Source organism: Lachnoanaerobaculum gingivalis (assembly GCF_003862475.1).
GTDB classification, from domain to species: domain Bacteria; phylum Bacillota; class Clostridia; order Lachnospirales; family Lachnospiraceae; genus Lachnoanaerobaculum; species Lachnoanaerobaculum gingivalis.
The window spans coordinates 450,327-469,315 of the sequence record NZ_RRCO01000001.1 but is presented as its reverse complement, the minus strand read 5'-3'; the positions used below and the strand labels follow the sequence as shown (position 1 = coordinate 469,315).

General features: G+C 33.3%; 18 protein-coding genes and 2 pseudogenes. All 20 read left to right on the top strand.

Going from position 1 to position 18,989, the window contains the following annotated elements; all coding sequences use genetic code 11:
* Positions 1–47: 47 nt before the first annotated feature.
* Positions 48–346, top strand: a pseudogene (locus tag EHV10_RS15335) (DUF6075 family protein).
* Between the two features lie 22 nt (positions 347–368).
* Positions 369–548 (top strand): hypothetical protein, encoded by a 180-nt coding sequence (locus EHV10_RS02155; RefSeq protein WP_128673203.1) that lies wholly within the window; start codon positions 369–371, stop codon positions 546–548.
* Between the two features lie 28 nt (positions 549–576).
* On the top strand, positions 577–1,359 hold the full coding sequence (locus EHV10_RS02150; RefSeq protein ID WP_128673202.1) for a ParA family protein: 783 nt from the start codon (positions 577–579) through the stop codon (positions 1,357–1,359).
* A complete protein-coding gene (locus EHV10_RS02145) occupies positions 1,352–2,230 on the top strand; it encodes a ParB/RepB/Spo0J family partition protein (RefSeq protein ID WP_128673201.1) in 879 nt (292 codons plus the stop codon). Before EHV10_RS02150 ends, EHV10_RS02145 begins: the two co-directional genes overlap by 8 nt.
* Positions 2,231–2,246: 16 nt before the next feature.
* On the top strand, positions 2,247–3,305 hold the full coding sequence (locus EHV10_RS02140) for a DUF6017 domain-containing protein (RefSeq protein WP_128673200.1): 1,059 nt from the start codon (positions 2,247–2,249) through the stop codon (positions 3,303–3,305).
* 221 nt (positions 3,306–3,526) lie between these two features.
* The gene (locus tag EHV10_RS02135) at positions 3,527–4,330 is read left to right on the top strand and encodes a KilA-N domain-containing protein (protein ID WP_128673199.1); all 804 of its coding nucleotides are present in this window, start codon (positions 3,527–3,529) and stop codon (positions 4,328–4,330) included.
* Between the two features lie 88 nt (positions 4,331–4,418).
* Positions 4,419–4,904 (top strand): PcfB family protein, encoded by a 486-nt coding sequence (locus tag EHV10_RS02130; RefSeq protein ID WP_128673198.1) that lies wholly within the window; start codon positions 4,419–4,421, stop codon positions 4,902–4,904.
* A gap of 284 nt (positions 4,905–5,188) precedes the next feature.
* Positions 5,189–6,718 (top strand): annotated as a pseudogene (locus EHV10_RS02125) (VirD4-like conjugal transfer protein, CD1115 family); the annotation flags it as partial.
* A gap of 69 nt (positions 6,719–6,787) precedes the next feature.
* Positions 6,788–6,949, top strand: a complete 162-nt coding sequence (locus tag EHV10_RS14615) for a hypothetical protein (RefSeq protein WP_167456717.1) — start codon at positions 6,788–6,790, stop codon at positions 6,947–6,949.
* Positions 6,950–7,134: 185 nt separating this feature from the next.
* Positions 7,135–7,467, top strand: a complete 333-nt coding sequence (locus EHV10_RS02120) for a single-stranded DNA-binding protein (protein ID WP_128673196.1) — start codon at positions 7,135–7,137, stop codon at positions 7,465–7,467.
* Entirely contained in the window at positions 7,467–7,682 is a 216-nt protein-coding gene (locus tag EHV10_RS02115; RefSeq protein ID WP_005541812.1) for a Maff2 family mobile element protein, read from the top strand. The genes EHV10_RS02120 and EHV10_RS02115 overlap by 1 nt, the downstream gene beginning before the upstream one ends.
* A gap of 1 nt (position 7,683) precedes the next feature.
* Entirely contained in the window at positions 7,684–8,547 is an 864-nt protein-coding gene (locus EHV10_RS02110; protein WP_034215282.1) for a VirB6/TrbL-like conjugal transfer protein, CD1112 family, read from the top strand.
* A gap of 88 nt (positions 8,548–8,635) precedes the next feature.
* Complete coding sequence (locus EHV10_RS02105; protein WP_128673195.1) at positions 8,636–8,929, top strand: hypothetical protein; 294 nt, start codon at positions 8,636–8,638, stop codon at positions 8,927–8,929.
* Positions 8,917–9,306 (top strand): PrgI family protein, encoded by a 390-nt coding sequence (locus EHV10_RS02100; RefSeq protein WP_128673194.1) that lies wholly within the window; start codon positions 8,917–8,919, stop codon positions 9,304–9,306. Before EHV10_RS02105 ends, EHV10_RS02100 begins: the two co-directional genes overlap by 13 nt.
* 43 nt (positions 9,307–9,349) lie before the next feature.
* Positions 9,350–11,776, top strand: coding sequence for a VirB4-like conjugal transfer ATPase, CD1110 family (locus tag EHV10_RS02095; RefSeq protein ID WP_330508454.1), 2,427 nt, complete (start codon positions 9,350–9,352; stop codon positions 11,774–11,776).
* A 74-nt stretch (positions 11,777–11,850) separates the two neighbouring features.
* Entirely contained in the window at positions 11,851–14,178 is a 2,328-nt protein-coding gene (locus EHV10_RS02090; RefSeq protein ID WP_128673192.1) for a C40 family peptidase, read from the top strand.
* Positions 14,179–14,191: 13 nt separating this feature from the next.
* On the top strand, positions 14,192–14,488 hold the full coding sequence (locus tag EHV10_RS02085) for a conjugal transfer protein (protein ID WP_124953090.1): 297 nt from the start codon (positions 14,192–14,194) through the stop codon (positions 14,486–14,488).
* Positions 14,469–15,344 (top strand): CD1107 family mobile element protein, encoded by an 876-nt coding sequence (locus tag EHV10_RS02080; protein ID WP_128673191.1) that lies wholly within the window; start codon positions 14,469–14,471, stop codon positions 15,342–15,344. The genes EHV10_RS02085 and EHV10_RS02080 overlap by 20 nt, the downstream gene beginning before the upstream one ends.
* A 358-nt stretch (positions 15,345–15,702) precedes the next feature.
* Entirely contained in the window at positions 15,703–16,353 is a 651-nt protein-coding gene (locus tag EHV10_RS02075; RefSeq protein WP_128673190.1) for a hypothetical protein, read from the top strand.
* A 110-nt stretch (positions 16,354–16,463) separates the two neighbouring features.
* On the top strand, positions 16,464–18,968 hold the full coding sequence (locus EHV10_RS02070; protein WP_128673189.1) for a DEAD/DEAH box helicase family protein: 2,505 nt from the start codon (positions 16,464–16,466) through the stop codon (positions 18,966–18,968).
* Positions 18,969–18,989: the final 21 nt, after the last annotated feature.

Below are 18,989 nucleotides of genomic sequence, written 5' to 3'. Positions count from 1 at the left end.
TTTTTATAAGTGTTTGTTCCTTTTTTATATCTATAAGGAGGTTCAATATGAAGAACACAGCGTTAAGTGCAGAAAATAATAGTAAACGGTCTATTATATTTAATAACGAGGCACATGAAAATTCTACTATGAAGAAGTAAAGGAACAAGATGTCTATCATAAGGCACTTTGTTATTGTCTAGGCATCAGCCCTGATACGAGAAGAAATATTAACAGTATTTATGATTTTAAGACCGGAGATATAAAAACCGAGTGTTTGTGTGAAGGGTGGCAAATCGGTAGCAGTATGAAGCAAGCAATACAGATTCGCTATCCTGACTACGCTAATTATAATTGTGAGATATAAGCTTTATTGGAGGTGCAAACTAATGCTGAAAATCAGATTTATGGGAACAAAGAGTGATATTGCATGGTTTCAAAAAATATTAAGCAGTAATAATAAAATAGAAGTTCTGGAGGTATCAGAGCTTTACAGCAATAAAGGAACAAAAAAATATTACAGGGCTTATGCACAAGTACAAAAAGTAAATTTTAAAAAAGACAACTAAAAAGGTAGAAAAATAGGAGAATGATATCATGTGTAGAGTTATAGCTATTGCAAATCAAAAAGGTGGAGTTGGAAAAACCACAACAACAAGTAACTTGGGAATTGGGCTGGCAAGGCAAGGAAAGAAGGTTCTGTTGATAGATGCAGATGCACAAGGAAGCCTTACGGCAAGTCTTGGAATTAGGGAGCCGGATAGATTGGAAATTACACTTGCAACTATAATGGGAAACATTATTAATGATGAGGAAATAAGATCAGATTATGGAATTTTAAGCCATGATGAAGGAATTGATTTTATACCAGGAAATATAGAACTTTCAGGTTTGGAAACTTCACTTATTAATGTGATGAGCAGAGAAACCGTACTGAGAACCTATATGGACTTGCAGAGAGAAAATTATGATTATATTTTGATTGACTGTATGCCATCCCTTGGAATGATTACAATAAATGTTTTTACTTGTGCAGATAGTATTTTAATTCCTGTACAGGCGGCATATTTACCGATAAAAGGCTTGGAACAACTTATTAAAACCATAGGGAAAGTAAAGCGTCAGATTAATCAGAAACTTGAGATTGAGGGGATTTTGCTAACAATGGTTGACAACCGTACCAATTATGCAAAAGATATCAGTAATCTGCTTATTGAAAATTATGGGAGCAGAGTTCATATATTTGAAAACAGTATCCCAATGTCGGTAAGGGCAGCGGAAATTTCTGCGGAAGGTGTGAGCATCTACAAGCACGATCCGAATGGTAAAGTGGCAAGTGCATATCAGTCATTGACAAAGGAGGTGCTTTGCAATGAATAAGACAGGAAGTGCCACAAAGGTAAAGCTTAACAGCTTTGATGATTTATTCGGGATTGAGCAGCCACAGTCAGGAATAGAGCAAGTACAGGAAATTGCATTAACAGAGCTTCATGGGTTCAAAGAACATCCGTTTAAGGTATTGGATGATGAAAAGATGCAAGAAATGATTGGAAGTATTAGAGAGTATGGAATATTGATGCCGGGTATTGCAAGACCGATGAAAGGCGGCGGTTACGAAATCATCGCCGGACATCGTAGAAAATATGCATGTGAAATGGTTGGACTCTCTACAATTCCGATGTTTATACGCAATTATACAGATGATGAAGCTACAATTATCATGGTAGATTCTAATATTCAAAGAGAAGATATTCTGCCAAGCGAGAAATCAAAAGCGTACAGAATGAAATACGATGCAATGAAACATCAGGGAAGTAAAGCAGGTGGACTTACACTTGGAGAACTTGGAGAAGCGGCAGGAGAGAGCGCAAAGACTGTTCAGAGATATATATGGATTTCACGCTTGTTAGATGAGTTGCTTGATATGGTGGATACAAAGAAAATAGGTATAATGCAGGCAGTTGATTTATCATTTTTATCAGAGGATGCACAGCAATGGGTTTTGGCTGTAATAAAGGAAACAAATATTATTATTACAACTTTGCAGAGTGCCATGCTCAAGGAAAGCGATAAAAAAGGGGAGCTTACATTTCCGATGGTTCGTATGCTGCTTGAAAAAGAGAAAACTGTGGAACGAAAGGTTGTTATAAAAGCAGAGCGTATCAACAGTTATTTCCCTGTAACATATAGCAGGAAAGAAATAGAGAACATTATTTATCAGTTATTGGATAACTGGAAGAACAATCAGTAGAAAGGAGGAGCCGAGAATGAGTGAAATATTACAACTGAATTATTATTACGGGATTGAAGCGGAGCAGTTCTCATTCTATAGAGTTCCTCGCTTGCTTATTAAGGATGAACGATTTAAGAAATTATCAAGTGATGCAAAACTTTTATATGGACTAATGCTTGATCGTATGTCCTTATCTATAAAAAATAAATGGTTTGATGATAATAACAGAGCATATATTATATATACTATAAATAGTATTATGGAAGATTTGGGATGTGGAAAGGAAAAGGCAGTTAAGGTTCTTGCAGAGCTGGACAATACTAAGGGAATTGGTTTGGTAGAGAAAGTTCGTAGAGGATTGGGCAAACCGGATATTATATATGTCAAGAATTTTGCTTCGCCGGAAGGAAATATAGATAAAAAAGAGGCAGTAAATACTGATAAAATCACTGAAGTCGGAAAATCGGACTTTAGGAAGTCGGAAAATCAAACTTCTAGAAGTCAGAAAACAGGACTTCAAGAAGTCGGAAAAACAGACCTTAAGAAGTCAGAAAATCAAACCTTTAGAAGTTCGGAAAACGAAACTCAAGAAGTTGGAGAATCGAACCCTAATTATACTAAATATAATAAAACTGATTTAAACTATATTGAGGAGAGTTATATCAATCCTATCACTCAATCCGATTCAGAGAAGAATGATGTGATAGATGATGTACAGAAATGCATAGAACTGATCAAAGAAAATATCAGTTATAATCATCATATGAAATATGATAGTTATGGAGAAAAAGAACTCTATGATGAACTGTTTCAAGTAATATGTGAGGTAGTATGTGTGAGGCGTCCAACAATCAGGGTAGCAGGAGAAGAATATCCATATGAGCTTGTGAAATCAAGATTTTTGAAACTGGAGGGCAGTCATTTGGAATATGTGATTGAATGTATGAAGAATACAGCCACTAAAATCACAAATATTAAGGCATATATGATTACGGCACTTTATAATGCAACCACTACAATAAATCATTTTTATCAGCAGGAAGTAAATCACGATATGTATGGAGGAGGCTGGTGTAAAAAGGATATTATTTAAGGTAATGCTGTTATTGCTTTTGATTGTAGTGTAGAATAAAATACAAGGTATATAAAGAAACTGTGTATCTGCTTTTTTATAACTTCTGGTCATAATGTCCAGAAGTGGGAAGGAAAAAAATGATGCAGGTAAGTGAAGATTATAAGGTATGACGACATAATGGTTGCAGTGGGAAAAAGGTATAATAGTTATAATTTATTTAAGAATTGAGAGGTGATTTTGTGTCTAAAATAAATGTTGAAGGATCTGAAATCAGCATTATAGCCATAGATGATAAAGATTATATTTCTTTAACTGATATGGTAAGAAATATTGAAAACGGTTTAGCTTTAATCGAGAAGTGGCTAAGAAATAAAAATACAATAGAGTTTTTAGGTATTTGGGAGGAAATGTATAATCCTGATTTTAATTCCCTCGAATTCGAGGGAATTAAAAATGAAGCCGGACTGAATCGCTTTGTTTTATCGGTAAAACAGTGGGTAGAAAAAACCAATTCTATCGGTATTGTTGCAAAAGCAGGAAGATACGGAGGAACTTACGCACATAAAGATATTGCTTTTGAGTTTGCTTCTTGGGTATCCCCATACTTTAAGCTGTATTTAATAAAAGAATTTGAACGCTTAAAAGAAGAAGAACAAAAGAAGCTCGGTTGGGATATAAAAAGAAATTTGGCAAAAATCAATTATAGGATTCATACTGATGCTATAAAGAATAATCTTATACCTGAAAAACTGCCAAAGGAAAAAATCAACTTTATTTATGCAAATGAGGCTGATATTTTGAATATGGCTTTGTTTGGAATGACTGCAAAGGAATGGAGAGATGAAAATCCAAATTTAAAGGGAAATATCAGAGATTATGCGGATATATCTCAACTTGTTTGCCTTTCTAATCTCGAAAACCTAAATGCAGTATTTATAAATGAAGGGATGAAACAGTCGGACAGATTGGAAAAATTGAATTCTATTGCAATTGAGCAGATGAAAATATTATCTGAAGCTGAAAGTGTAAAAAAGCTGAAGTAAAATGAATCTTAAAAGAATCCTGTAAAGAGGTAATTAGAGTAAAATCTAACTACCTTTTTTCTTGTAATAGATGAAGGGAGGTAAACTATTGATCAATGAAGAAGTAAACAGACAAGTTATTGCTATAGTAAAAAGTGGAAATATAAAATCTGCCAAAATGATAATAGACCTTATGAAAAAAATGTTAAATATGGCAGCCAAAAAAGGGAAAAGTTTAAAGGAGTTTATAGAAGAAAAGAAACCTACAACCGTAAAAGAGTTGGTGAAGAAAGGTAAGGTTGAAACCTTAGAACTAAATGACCTTGATTTTGAGAGCTTAAAAAGAGAGCTAAATAAAAACGGAGTAAAATTCAGTATAAAAAAAGATCTTACTACAGGAAATAATATCATCTTCTTTCATGCAAAGGATGAAAAGGTTATGGAGCAGGCGTTTAAGGAAGCAGTAGAAAAATTTGCCGGAAAGAATAAAAAAAGAGAATCGGTAATGGTCAACCTAAATCAATTCAAAGAAAAGGTAAAAAACGCACCTAAGAAAGATAAAATCAAAGAAAAGCTTAAAGAACAGAGTTTGTAGAAGGAGGGGTAAATACGAAGATATTAGAAGCAATACTGAAAGATATAAAAAATATATTTCATATAAGAGATAAGAAAAAGTTTGTAATTCAAAACTTACCTTATCTCTTTTTATTTTATCCGGGAAACATCCTATCAGCTCATGTTAGAAGTTATATAGGTGGAGATATTTTGGATAAGATTTTTAAGGCGATTTTAGAAATTGGCAAAATAAGTTTTATTCCAAGTATTCATTTAATAGATATAATGGTGGGAATAATAGTAGCAGCCCTAATCAAAGTAATTGTCTATACCAAAGGAAAAAATGCCAAGAAGTTTAGGCAAGGTAAAGAGTATGGATCAGCAAGATGGGGGAACTCAAAAGATATAGAGCCGTATGTAGATGAGAAGTTTGAAAACAACATACTTTTAACTGATACGGAAAGACTTACCATGAATGGTAGACCTAAAAATCCTAAATATGCAAGGAATAAAAATATACTTGTGGTGGGAGGCTCAGGAAGCGGAAAGACCAGATTTTTTTTAAAGCCCAATCTTATGCAAATGCACTCATCCTATGTTGTAACAGATCCTAAGGGTACTGTTCTTGTAGAGTGTGGAAAGATGCTTGAGAAAAACGGATATGATATTAAAGTGCTAAATACTATAAATTTCAAAAAATCCATGCACTACAATCCATTTGCATATCTAAGAAGTGAGAAAGATATTCTAAAGCTTGTACAAACCATTATAGCTAATACGAAAGGCGAAGGAGAAAAATCCAGTGAGGATTTTTGGGTGAAAGCAGAACGCCTTTATTACACCGCACTAATTGGATATCTTTACTATGAAGCACCGGAGGAAGAGCAAAACTTTGAAACACTTCTTGCTTTTATTGATGCCAGTGAGGTAAGAGAAGAAGATGAAAACTTTAAAAATGCAGTTGACTATATCTTTGATGCACTGGAAAAAGAAAAACCGAATCACTTTGCGGTAAAGCAATACCGTAAATACAAGCTTGCTGCAGGAAAAACTGCGAAGAGCATATTGATTTCTTGCGGTGCAAGACTTGCTCCCTTTGATATTGAGGAACTTAAAAACCTTATGGAGTATGATGAGATGGGCTTAGATACTATAGGAGATAAAAAAACAGCCTTATTTATTATCATATCCGATACCGATGACACATTTAACTTTGTAGTGGCAATGATGTATACTCAGCTATTTAATCTACTTTGTGATAAGGCGGATGATGTCTATGGTGGTAGACTTCCAGTTCATGTAAGGTGTTTATTGGATGAGTTCAGTAACATCGGTCAGATTCCAAAGTTTGAAAAGTTAATAGCAACCATTCGTTCAAGAGAAATATCTGCAAGCATAATCCTTCAGGCAAAATCACAACTTAAAGCTATATATAAAGATAATGCCGATACGATTACAGGCAATTGTGATAGTGAATTATTTTTGGGTGGAAAGGAAGGAACAACCATAAAGGAGTTGTCAGAGAACTTAGGAAAAGAAACCATAGACCTGTATAACACATCGGAAACAAGGTCAAATCAAAAATCTTTCGGACTGAACTATCAAAAACTTGGAAAAGAACTTATGAGCAGGGATGAACTTAAAGTGATGGACGGTGGGAAGTGCATACTGGAGATAAGGGGAGCAAGACCTTTTTATTCAGATAAATTCGATATTACAAAGCATAAAAATTATAAGCTGCTTTCAGACTACAACAAGAAAAATGCCTTTGATATAGAAAAATATTTAAAAAGAAGAGATAAGGTCAACTTAAAAGAAGAAATGATGGTAAAAGTGGTGGAGGTTAATTGGTAAACTCGGAATAACTTTAGTTCAAAATGAGCAGAAGTTAATATCAAACCGAATTTTTGAAAGGATTAGTAAATGGATGAATGGGAAAAGATAGAAATGAGAATTAAAAAAGCAGGGAAGAGGTTGGGGCAGATAAAATACAAAATAAACATATTAAATCAAAAGCTTAAATATATAAAAACGAAGAATGAATTTCATAAAGCATATAGCAGCCAAAGTAAAGGATTAAGATAAATCAAATCTTAGTCTTTTTTTGTTGAAGAAAAGGAGAAATGGTTAAGTGAAAGCAAAGGTAAGAAGCCCTCCGACTTTAGTTCAAAATGAGCAGAAGTCGGAATAAAAAATATAAATAAGTCCATGGTAACTTGAAAATACTATGGTTTTTTTTGATTAAATCAAATAGAAAATGGAGAAATTATATGCAAAAAGAAATGCTTAACATCAATGGAAATCTGATTAATGAAGTGGAGATAAAAGTTATTAAGGGTAAGGACGGCGAAGTTAAAGCTGCTAATTTTACTCTCTTTAGAAAGATGGGAAAGGTAGGGGAGAAAAAGAAGGAATATATAAATTGTAATGTTTACGGTGAAAAAGTCGAACTTACAAAGGACTTTGAAAAAGGGGATTTTATTCATGTTTTCGGCTATTTTAAAGAGGTTAAAAAGGAAGATAAAAGTTATAGAAACTTTATTGTAAAACATCTTAACAAGGCAGATAAGACAGAAGAAATAGAAAATGAGGAGGAAGAATAATGGCATTTTTTACACAGGCGGTAGATGTATTAAAGATTTTGGTAACAGCAATAGGGGCAGGACTTGGAGCATGGGGAGTCATAAACCTGCTTGAAGGTTATGGAAATGACAACCCCGGAGCGAAATCACAGGGAATAAAGCAGCTTATGGCAGGGGGAGGAATAGTTTTAATAGGGCTAAAACTGATTCCGCTACTTGCCACTGTACTTAATTAAGATGTTGGATTTATTTGGAAAAATAGATGAGTTTTTCAAGAATATCATGATTGATGTAATTAAGGATAATCTCTCGGCAATGCTTTTAGATATTAATGAGAAAGTGGGAACAGTTGCCGGAGAGGTTGGCAAAACTCCGAGTTCATGGAACTCGGAGGTATTTGCCTTCATAAAATCAATCAATGAGAATGTCGTTTTACCCATAGCAGTAATAATCCTTACAGCAATCTGTTGTATTGAATTAATTCAAGTGGTAATGCAAAAAAATTCCATGCATGATACGGATACATTTGAGTTTTTCAAATACATCATAAAGATGTGGGTAGCTGTATGGCTTGTATCCCACGCCTTTGAGTTTTCCATGGCGGTCTTTGATGTTGCACAGGACATGGTAGGAAAGGCAGCCGGGGTTGTGGGAAGCAGTGCGAATATTGCACCGGGAGATTTTGATGCTATGGTTGATGCCCTAAAAGAAAAAAGTGTTGGAACACTCATCGGAATTTCACTTGAGACAGGACTTGTTAAAATCTCTTTAACAATACTTTCTGTTTTGATTACAGTAATCTTATACGGAAGAATGATTGAAATTTATATTTACTGTTCCGTAGCCGCTATCCCTTTTGCCACAATGGGAAATAAGGAATGGAGCAGTATAGGAACAAATTATATAAAAAGTTTGTTTGCACTTGGACTTCAAGGACTGTTTATTTTAATCTTTTTCGGGATCTATGCGGTACTTGTAAAAACCGTAAACTTTACGGATATTCATGTAAGTATTTTAAAGGTGCTGGCATACGGATTGATACTTGGAGTAATGATGATGAAGTCGGGAAGTATAGCAAAGGCTATTCTTAACAGTCATTAGATGACTTTTGTTCAAAATGAGCAAAAGTAAAAGACAAGAAGATCAAAATAGCAGGTTTAAGTAAAAATATAATTACCGGGAGGTAGCAATGAAAATATTAAATAAAATAATGAGAATAATATCAGGAGCAGGAGTAATACTTTTTATAGGAGTTTTGCTTGGAAAGATTGTAAGCAGGAAAAGGCAGGATACATCAGTACCTTTAGATAAAGATTTTGACTTTGTAAAAATAAAAGATGGTAAAAATATCTTATATAAAGCTGATTTTGAACTTGTAGAAGAATTAGAGAAGGTAAAAGAGGAAATCATCTCACTTTGGGAACATATAGAAGCACTTTCAAATAGTGAAGAACAGAGGGAGAAAAGAGCATGGCATATGTAAAAGTACCGAAGGATCTTAGCAAAGTAAAAACAAAGGTAGCCCTTAACCTTACTAAAAGACAGCTGATCGGCTTTAGTATAGCAGGACTATTAGGCTTTCCTGTTTATCTGTTATGTAAAAACTTTTTAAGTACGGATATTTCAATGATACTGATGAGCATAGTCGTATTACCGATTTTGTTTGCAACGCTTTATGAAAAAGATAATCTGCCATTTGAAAAGCATTTGGCATATATAGTAAGGTTTCATAAAGCTGAAAAGATAAGGATATATAAGATGGAAAGCATTTATAACACTGATAAGAAAGACAAAATAAAAGAGAAAATAATTATAAATAAGTCCGGCTTAAAGAGTAATGGGAGGAGAAGAATTGAATAAGGAGAAGAAGAAAAAACAGGAGCAAAGAATACAAAGGGATGAAATGGAGCTTAGGAAAAACAGTAAGGAATTATCCGAGTTAAAAAAGTTAAGCAGGAAGAATACAGGCAATAAAAAAGACGGGAAATCATTCATAAAAAAGGGATGGTTTCCTTTTCTGATAAAGTCTAAGAAAAAGGAAACCGTACAGGATACAATTCCCTATAAAAGAATGTTAAAGGACGGGATCTGTCAGGTTGAAAAGGATAAATACAATAAAACTATTCGCTTTTTTGATATTAATTATAGACTTATGGAAGAAGATGATCAGGAGGGGATATTTGCCGACTTTTCTTCTTTTCTTAATTTCTTTGATTCAAGTGTGGAAGTGGAGTTTAACTATATTAACAGCATAGGTGAGAATGAAGAAAGGAAAGAGCTTATTAATATCAAAGAAACCGAGGATGATTTCAATGAGATAAGAAATGAATATAGACAAATGCTCCTAAATCAAAGTAGCAAGGGAAATAACGGACTGTCAAAAAATATGTATTTAACCTTTACCATAAAAGCTGAGGATTTAAAGCAGGCAAAAAGCAGATTAGAGAGAATAGAATCGGATATATTAAATAACTTTAGGCAGATGGGTGTAAAGGGCTATGTACTTGACGGAGAAGAAAGGTTAAAAGTCATTCACGATATATTAAATCCTGAGGACAGGTTTATTTTTAACTTTGAAGATTTGAAATACAGCGGACTTACAACAAAGGAATATATTGTACCGACTTCCTTTAATTTTTCAAAGCCTACCTATTTTAAGATGGGAGAAGTATTTGCAGAGGTAAACTTTCTACAGATTTTAGCATCGGATATAAAGGATGAAATGCTTTCAGAATTTTTAGAGGTGGAAGAAAATATGATCGTTACCTTTCATATCAAAGCTGTTGACAGGATGGAAGCGATTAAAAATATAAAAAGAAAAATAACCGACCTTGATAAGATGAAACTTGAGGAAAATAAAAAAGCAATCAGAGCAGGATATGATATAGATATCCTGCCAAGTGATCTTGTTACTTATGGAGCGGAGGCAAAAAGCCTACTTTCTGAACTTCAAAATCATGATGAAAAGATGTTTTTAGTAACGATCCTTATTATGAGTACAGGTAAAAGTAGAACTAAGCTTGAAAATACCGTATTTACACTAAAATCCATTGCGAACAGGCACAACTGTAACATTAAAAACTTAAACTACAGGCAGGAACAGGGGCTTGTTGCAAGCCTTCCGCTTGGAATAAATGAGGTGGAAATAGAAAGAGGACTCACCACAAGTTCGGTGGCTGTATTTATTCCCTTTACAACGGAGGAACTCTTTATTAAGGGTGAAAGTTTGTATTACGGTTTAAATGCTTTAAGTCGAAATATTATCATGGCTGACAGAAAGAAACTTAAAAATCCGAACGGGCTGATACTTGGAACACCGGGTAGCGGAAAATCTTTTGCGGCAAAGAGAGAGATTACCAATGCTTTCTTGATTACGGATGATGATATCATTATTGCAGATCCTGAGGCTGAATATTCTCCGCTTGTTAATGCCCTAAAGGGGCAGGTTATTAAAATATCACCGATTTCAAAAGACTATATAAATCCCCTTGATATCAACACCGACTATGCGGATGAAGATAATCCGTTGTCATTAAAATCTGATTTTATACTGTCCCTTTTTGAACTTGTAGTTGGAGAGAAAAAGCTAAGTGCGGAAGAAATCTCAGTTATTGACAGGTGCTTGCCAATTCTTTATAAAGCCTATTTTGAAAATCCGATACCTGAAAATATGCCTATACTGGAAGATTTATATAATCTTCTTAGAAAACAGGAGGAGAAAATAGGAAAGAAACTTGCGGTAGAGATGGAGATTTATGTAAAGGGAAGCCTTAATGTATTTAATCACAGAACGAATGTAGATACAAACAACAGGGTGGTTTGCTATGACATTAAAGAACTTGGAAAACAGCTTAAAAAAATAGGAATGTTAATAATACAAGATCAGGTTTGGAACAGAGTAACAATAAATAGGACAAGTAAAAAAGCAACAAGATATTTCGTTGATGAATTTCACCTTCTTTTAAAAGAGCCGCAAACAGCCAACTATTCTATAGAGATTTGGAAAAGATTCAGAAAATGGGGAGGTATGCCAACGGGGCTAACGCAGAATATCAAAGATCTTCTTGCAAGTCCGGAGATTGAAAATATCTTTGATAATACCGACTTTATTTTAATGCTTAATCAGGCGGGAACAGATAGAGATACACTGGCTAAGAAGCTTAATATTTCAAAGCACCAGCTTTCCTATGTAACAAACAGTAATGAGGGAGAAGGTTTAATCTTTTATGGAAATACCATTGTCCCCTTTATAGACCAGTTCCCTAAAAATACAAAACTGTACTCACTGATTACAACAAAATTAAGTGAGACAGGAAAAGATAAAAAGTGAGAAGCAGTATGCAGAATCCAAGATAAATACAGAATATATAGGGTTTGCAAGAAAGACTAGTGAGGTGAAAGAAATTGAGAGAGAAAAAGAACGTAAGGTATAAAAACAGTAGAGAAAAACCGTTAAATCAAGAGATAAAGCCTTTTCCATCTGAAAATCAAACAGGTTATAAAAAAGAAGATGTTCAAAATCAGGATGTTCTTATTGAAGATGATATGCCGGCTGAAGTAAAGACATCCTCATCTAAGAAAACATTTATAAATCATCCGGATATAGAGGATAAATATAAGGATTTAAATAAAGGCAGTGATTCTTATGAGATACCTGGTAAGGGAAATATAAATCAGGGCAAATCTTTTCTTGAGCCAAAAAAGAATAAAAAGGTCAGGCAAAAGCAGATAGGCAGATTTCATCAGAAAGAAAAAGAAACCTATGAAGATTTATCTAAAGATACGGATAAAAATATAGCTTCTAATCAGTATGATATGGGCTTTAGGAATGATAAAGCTTTACAAAAGGTATCAGCCAAGGAGCAAAGGCATAAAGAAAATGCTACAACCATACCAACTGATAAGTCTAAAAATAAAGTAAAAGCAAATAGGAAACGATATAAGAAAATCTTAAAAGAAAATCGTGACAAAGAAGATTTAAGCTTAAAGAAACGTTCAAAGAAGTATTTTAAAAGTAACTTTGAAGATGAAGAATTTACAAGGACTAAGAATAAGAAAAATCCTCTAAACACAAAGGATGGAGTAAAAGAAAAAAATGATAATAAAGGAGAAAGACCGGATAACTCAAAGCCTAAGCCTAAAGAATATTCAAAAAAAGCCAATGATAAATTTAGAAAGCAGGAAAAGAAGATTTTAAAGCTTCAGCATAAAAAGCAAAGCTTTGAAAAGCAGCTTAAAAATAAAGGTAAAGACGGCATATCTTCTAAAAGTGCAGTAGTTGTGGTAGGAGCGGCAAACAGGCATCTTGAAAGTGGACAAGAGGACAATGCCGGTGTCAGTGCTACCCATAAGACCACAGACGGTATAGAAAATCTTGCAAGAAAAGCCCACAATCATGGAAAAGGTAGGGCATTAAAAAGACAAAAAAGGGTAGTAAGGCTTGAAAAAGATATTGAAAAACAGGGAAAAAAGTTGTTTTTTAAGAAAAACATGGAAGAGTTTAAGAAAAGTAGCGAGTATCAAAACACTTCAAGGTTAAGACAGTTTTTTAAAAGGAGGCAGTATAAAAAGCAACTTCAAAAGAAATACAAAGAAAGGATAAAGAACGGGCTTAAAAAATCCTTAGCAAAGGGAAGCAAAAAGTTTGCAGAATTTATAAAAGAAAGAAGTAAAAAGATAATGTTCCTAATACTTTTGGTGGTAGGAACATTTTTTATGCTCTTTCAGGCAGGAAGCATGGTGATGAATATAGGAACAGGAACAATCAGTGATACTGTTTCTACAACCTATCTTTCCTCAGAAGAGACCTTAAGGAATATCAATCAGGAATTTTCTTCTTTAGAACAGGGACTGCAAGAAGAAATGGAAAGCGTAGAAGAAACTCATTCGGGATATGATGAATATATAATAAACGGAAAAGAAAAAATCGGTCATAATGTCCATGAGTTGCTATCCTATATTACATCTCGATATGGTGTGGTAAAGGAAGTATCTGAAATAGCCGGAGAAATACAACAGCTGTTTAATCAAATGTATACATTGACCTATGATGAAGAAGTTGAAATCAGATACAAAACCGTTACATCAAGCTATATTGATGAAGCAGGGAATGAGCAGACAGAAAGCCATGAAGAAGCTTATGAATATAAAAAACTTATTGTAAACTTAGAAAAAAGAGAAATGGACGATATCATCAGAGAAGTATTTAATTCCAATCCCAACAATTTAGCCCACTATGAAGCACTGCTTTCAAGTAAAGGCAATATGGAGCTTGTTTTTGGGAGCGATAATGGGGATTTATCGGAGATTGTAAACAATTCCGACTTTTCAAATCCGGGAATCGCCTTTGATGATGTAACGGTTAAGGCATTGTTTAACGAAGCGGAGAAACATATAGGTAAAAAATATGTGTTTGGAGCAAACGGACCGAATAACTTTGATTGTTCGTCCTTTGTATGCTGGAGTTTCACGCATTCAGGAGTTAAAAATATGCCAAGAACCACTGCTTGGGGGATTTATAAAACTTATTGTAATCCTGTATCTCCAAGTGAAGCAAAGGCGGGGGATATTATCTTCTTTAAAAACACTTATAACAGCAATAGTCCGATATCCCATGTAGGTATCTATGCAGGAGACGGAATGATGATACATGCAGGCAATCCTATTCGTTTTGTAAGTATAAATACACCTTACTGGATAGAACATTTCTATGGTTTCGGTAGAGTTAAATAACAGGAGGAAGAAGTTGAATAAAAAGTATCAAAAGAATATCGAAAATCAAAAGGCAATAGAAGAAAAAATAGAAGAACTTAGGCTGAGGCAGGAAATACTTAAAGAAGAGCAGGAGGAAATGGAGCAAGTCGAGGTTCTAAAAGAATATAGAAGCATTGATATTTCACTTGATGAGTTTTTAGAAATGATGAGAAATTACAAAAAGGAAAGGCAAAGTGAAAAGAAAATGAAAGAGCCGGAAAATTCTAAAGGAGTAGAGGAAAACAGAGAAAAAATCATGGAGGATACAAATGAAGGAAATGAAATCTAAAAAGAACAGGGTGAAAAGATTGGTAGGAGTTATTTGCCTACTTGTGATGTTTATTATAGGGAATGTTTACCCTACATATATTTTTGCACAGGTTAATGAAAGTGAAATAGAAACTGAGGCAATTAAGGAAACAGCAAGTAAAGATAATAAAGAAGAAAGGGAAGTACGCTTTCCGAATAAACTGGATGCAAAAGAGCTTCCAAGTGATAATCAGTTAGGTAGCCAAAGTGATGGTATAAATAAAGGTATTCCTACAGCAGAGGGCAGTGCCAAGGCGGATCTTATAGAAAATGTAAATAATGCTAATCAAAGCTATCCTATTTATCATGGAGAAAATACGGGGGATGAAAGTGGTAAATATTTTGCCGATGCCAGACAGTTCATTACATTTAAAACAAAGTCCGGAAAGACCTTTCATCTAATCATTAATTATGATGAAGAAGGACAAAATGTCATGCTGCTTACAGAAGTAAGCGAAGATGATTTATTAAATATGGTTGAAGCAAAAGAAAAACCTAAAGAGGAAGTAAAAAAGATAGAAGAGGTACCGCCACCAACAAAAGTAACAAAAGAAGAACCGGTAAAGGAAGAGCCTAAAAAGAAGGAAGAAGGTAAAGGAGGAGGACTTTATATATTTTTAGGATTGCTTGTTATGGCAGTTGCCGGAGCAGGATATTATTTTAAGATTTATAAGAAAAAACAGGAAGAAAGTGAGGATGAAGACTATAATGAACTTGAGGATGATTATGAAAGCGAGGATAATATAGAAGAACCGGAAGAAATACAAGAGGAAACGGAGCAGGAAGAAGTTGATGATATGGCAATAGATGCTTATGAGGAAGATGATGATGAGTAGAAAAGGATAAAGAATATAGTGCATTTTTTATTCATATATAGTATGATATTTATAGATACAAATATAAAAGTATTTACTAATCATAGATAAGCTATTATCTATAAGAAACATCAAATTAAAAGGAGATTTATTATGGATTTTTATCTGGATCATAATATTTATATTTACTCATTAATAGATAAATCAATAGTTTCAGCAGTAGACTTATTAAAAAAGTCTGTGAACTTTTTATAGCCCAGCCCATATTGAAGAAGTTTATAAGGCATTAAAAAAAGGGGATAGTAATTATTTAGAAAATAAAAAAAATATTCTTTCGCAAATTTCTAAATTTACTAATGATATGGAGTATTTGCCATCTATGACAAGTATAATAATTAAAAAAGAATCGCCTTTTATTTGCTATGAACGTATAGTAAAATATGATACAACTCAAAGGATAGAGATTGATGGTAAACATAAGTATAAAGTAGACAAAGAGCATTACAAAGAACTTTGTGATAAAGAGAAAAAATATCAAAATATCTCTAATATTGAATTTGACAAAATTTGGGAGTATGAGGATATGGTTAATGCAATAAGTCAATTAAATACTAATATGAAAGATATTATAAAAAAACATAATAACAGGTATGAAAATTCGGTTTTTAAATTGTGCGGTGTAGATAAAGATTTACCGGAAGATTTAAAGATATACTCAGGGATGTATTCTAAAATAAAGGATTCTCATAAGGTATTAGAATTTATAATAGAGATACTATTTCGTATACTAAATATAAATGGCTATAATGCAGAAAAAAAAGAGGATACAACGATTTCAGGAATTCATGATGTTTCACATGCAATATATGCAACAAAAGCAGATAAGTTATTTACTGTAGATAGAAAATTCTTCAATAAATGTAAAGCTGTATACTATTTTCTTCAGGTAGATACAGAGGTTATACTCTGTTCTAAAGAAAATATTTCCGAAATTTTGATGTCGTATAATGAGTGTTGTAAGCTTATGTGAAGAGAAGAAACTAGAGCTAAAGATTTTAAGTAAATAAAAAAATACTATACTTAGTATTTGAGGTACAATAATTGTAAATATACTATAATTTAAAATTCAAGGAGTATACAATGAATCTTTTATCAAAACTTAATTCTAGTTCAAAGACAAAAACGATTGAGCCTAGAGAGATTTTTATGACATTACCTTCAAAAGCAATGGGGTACGGGTATCCTCGGGATGTTCAAAGTGAGGTATGGAAAAAATGGTTTGATGTTAGAAATGAAAAAAATGTAATTTTGAAAATGAATACGGGTAGTGGAAAAACAGTAGTTGGGTTAATTATGCTTCAGAGTTGTTTAAACGAGGGAAAAGGACCAGCTATATATGTGGTACCTGATAATTACTTGGTTATGCAGGTTATTGATGAAGCTAAGAGATTAGGAATTTTTGTAACAGCGGACAAAGATGATTATAACTATTCAAACTCAAAAGCAATTCTTGTTACCTCTATTCAGACTATTGTAAATGGTCATAGTTATTTTGGGATGAGAGAGTGTGGGAATTATCCAATAGGAAGTATTATTATTGATGATGTTCATGCATGTATGGATAAAATTACTGACCAATTTATGATAAGAATTAATGCTGGAACGGATGCATATAGGGAACTAATAGCTATATTTAGTTCGTCATTAAGAGATTATAATCCAAAGAGTTACATTGATGTTGTTGAAATGAAAGATTGTCGAAAAAATATACTGGTTCCATATTGGGAATGGCAAAGACAGCAAGACAATGTTTATAGAATATTAAAGAAATATAATAATAAGGATAATAGCGAAATATACTTTGGACTACCATTGCTAGAGAGAAGTTTGGATACATGTGATTGTATAATTACAGCTTCTACGATTGAAATATCTCCTAAAGGAATTGATTTATATAATATATCTAGTCTTGAAGATGCAAGTAGACGTATATATATGAGTGCAACACTAGCCGATGATAGTGTGTTTATTTCTGCACTTGGATTAGATATAGGGGATATGAAAAATATTATCACACCAGAAAATGCTAATGATATTGGAGATAGATTAGTTATCTTTCCTAAGCATATAAACAGCGAGATATCAGAAGTTGAGATAAAGAAAAAAGTTGAGGAAATAGCTAAAAAATATAATGTAGTGATACTTGTGCCTTCTTTTTCTAGAGCGGAATTTTGGGATGAACAAAGGGAACGAACAGCGACAAAAGATAATATAGATAAAGTAGTTAATAAATTAAAAAGCGGTGTTCATTTAGGAAAAGTGATTTTTGTTAATAGATATGATGGGATTGATTTGCCAGGTGATGCTTGTAGAATGTTGGTCATTGATGGACTTCCGCCTTTAAATAGTATTAAAGATAGATATATTCAAAGTGTAGCTCCTCAAAGTACTATTCTGCTACGAGAGCAAGTTCAAAGAATTGAACAAGGTATGGGACGAGGAGTGCGTTTTAATGATGATGAATGTTGTGTTGTTCTTATGGGGGATGAACTTTCAGATGTGTTATCAAGAGGTAAGGGAATAGATTATTTTAGTGCGGCTACGAAATGTCAATATGATCTTTCAAAACAATTATGGGATTTATTAGTGAGTGAAACAGGTTCAAAGCCAACAATTGATCAGATATTTGAACTTGCAAATTATTCTTTAGAAAAAAATCCAGAATGGATAAAAACTTGCAAGGAGAGTTTAGCCACGGTTAAGTATTCAAATGAGGCGAGGGTAGATGAAAGGATAGTTGCTCAAAGAAAAGCTTTTGAAAAATCCATAAATATGCAATGGATTGATGCTGCAGAAACTATTAAAATGGTTAAGGATAAAGAGGATGACAAAAGAACAAAAGGATATTTATGTCAGATTCAGGCTGAATATACAAATAAAACAGACCCTGTTCTTGCTCAAGAAATATTAACAGTTGGAAAGAATTTAAGTGCAGCTATTCTTTCACCTATTAGAGGTATACAGTATAAAAGAACAATTAATACAATTCCGCAAGCACAAGCTATTAGCACAAATATATCTGCAAGAAAGCTTGGGTTAAATGAATTATTAGTATATATAGACGGAATTTTGTCAAATTTATGTATGGAGAGTGAATATGAGAAATTTGAGGAAGCACTAAATCAAGTTGGGGTATCTCTTGGTTTTGTATGTTCGAGACCAGACAAAGAAACTGGAGGATATGGACCAGATAATTTATGGGCTATTGATTCAAGTAAGTATTTGGTAATTGAATGTAAGACGGAGGCTACTACTCAAACAATAAAGAAAGATTATTGTAATCAATTATCAGGATCGGTTCATTGGTTTAAGGAGAATTATGTATACCCAAATGAATGTATACCAATAATTGTTCACCCATCTAAATTTGTTGATATAGTTGCTTCTCCAAATGAAAATATGAGAGTTATGACTGAGAAAGAACTGACATTTTTTAGAAAGAATCTACGTGATTTTTATAGTACTTTGTGTCATAACGGGAATATCAATGATATAAATAAAATTAATGAATTGCTGCATATATATAAGCTTAGAAAAGATGATATTGTTAATATGTATACAGTTAAGTTTGAGAGAAAGAGTTAAAGGGGTAAAATCACATGAAAG

Bases quoted from the DNA above. Each gene is read 5' to 3' on its own strand.
- EHV10_RS02150 (WP_128673202.1), top strand. From the start codon at position 577: ATGTGTAGAGTTATAGCTATTGCAAATCAAAAAGGTGGAGTTGGAAAA.
- EHV10_RS02095 (WP_330508454.1), top strand. From the start codon at position 9,350: ATGGAGCTTAGGAAAAACAGTAAGGAATTATCCGAGTTAAAAAAGTTA.
- EHV10_RS02080 (WP_128673191.1), top strand. From the start codon at position 14,469: ATGAAGGAAATGAAATCTAAAAAGAACAGGGTGAAAAGATTGGTAGGA.
- EHV10_RS02155 (WP_128673203.1), top strand. From the start codon at position 369: ATGCTGAAAATCAGATTTATGGGAACAAAGAGTGATATTGCATGGTTT.
- EHV10_RS02115 (WP_005541812.1), top strand. From the start codon at position 7,467: ATGGCATTTTTTACACAGGCGGTAGATGTATTAAAGATTTTGGTAACA.
- EHV10_RS02070 (WP_128673189.1), top strand. From the start codon at position 16,464: ATGAATCTTTTATCAAAACTTAATTCTAGTTCAAAGACAAAAACGATT.
- EHV10_RS02140 (WP_128673200.1), top strand. From the start codon at position 2,247: ATGAGTGAAATATTACAACTGAATTATTATTACGGGATTGAAGCGGAG.
- EHV10_RS02120 (WP_128673196.1), top strand. From the start codon at position 7,135: ATGCAAAAAGAAATGCTTAACATCAATGGAAATCTGATTAATGAAGTG.
- EHV10_RS02100 (WP_128673194.1), top strand. From the start codon at position 8,917: ATGGCATATGTAAAAGTACCGAAGGATCTTAGCAAAGTAAAAACAAAG.
- EHV10_RS02075 (WP_128673190.1), top strand. From the start codon at position 15,703: ATGACAAGTATAATAATTAAAAAAGAATCGCCTTTTATTTGCTATGAA.
- EHV10_RS02105 (WP_128673195.1), top strand. From the start codon at position 8,636: ATGAAAATATTAAATAAAATAATGAGAATAATATCAGGAGCAGGAGTA.
- EHV10_RS02110 (WP_034215282.1), top strand. From the start codon at position 7,684: ATGTTGGATTTATTTGGAAAAATAGATGAGTTTTTCAAGAATATCATG.
- EHV10_RS02145 (WP_128673201.1), top strand. From the start codon at position 1,352: ATGAATAAGACAGGAAGTGCCACAAAGGTAAAGCTTAACAGCTTTGAT.
- EHV10_RS14615 (WP_167456717.1), top strand. From the start codon at position 6,788: ATGGATGAATGGGAAAAGATAGAAATGAGAATTAAAAAAGCAGGGAAG.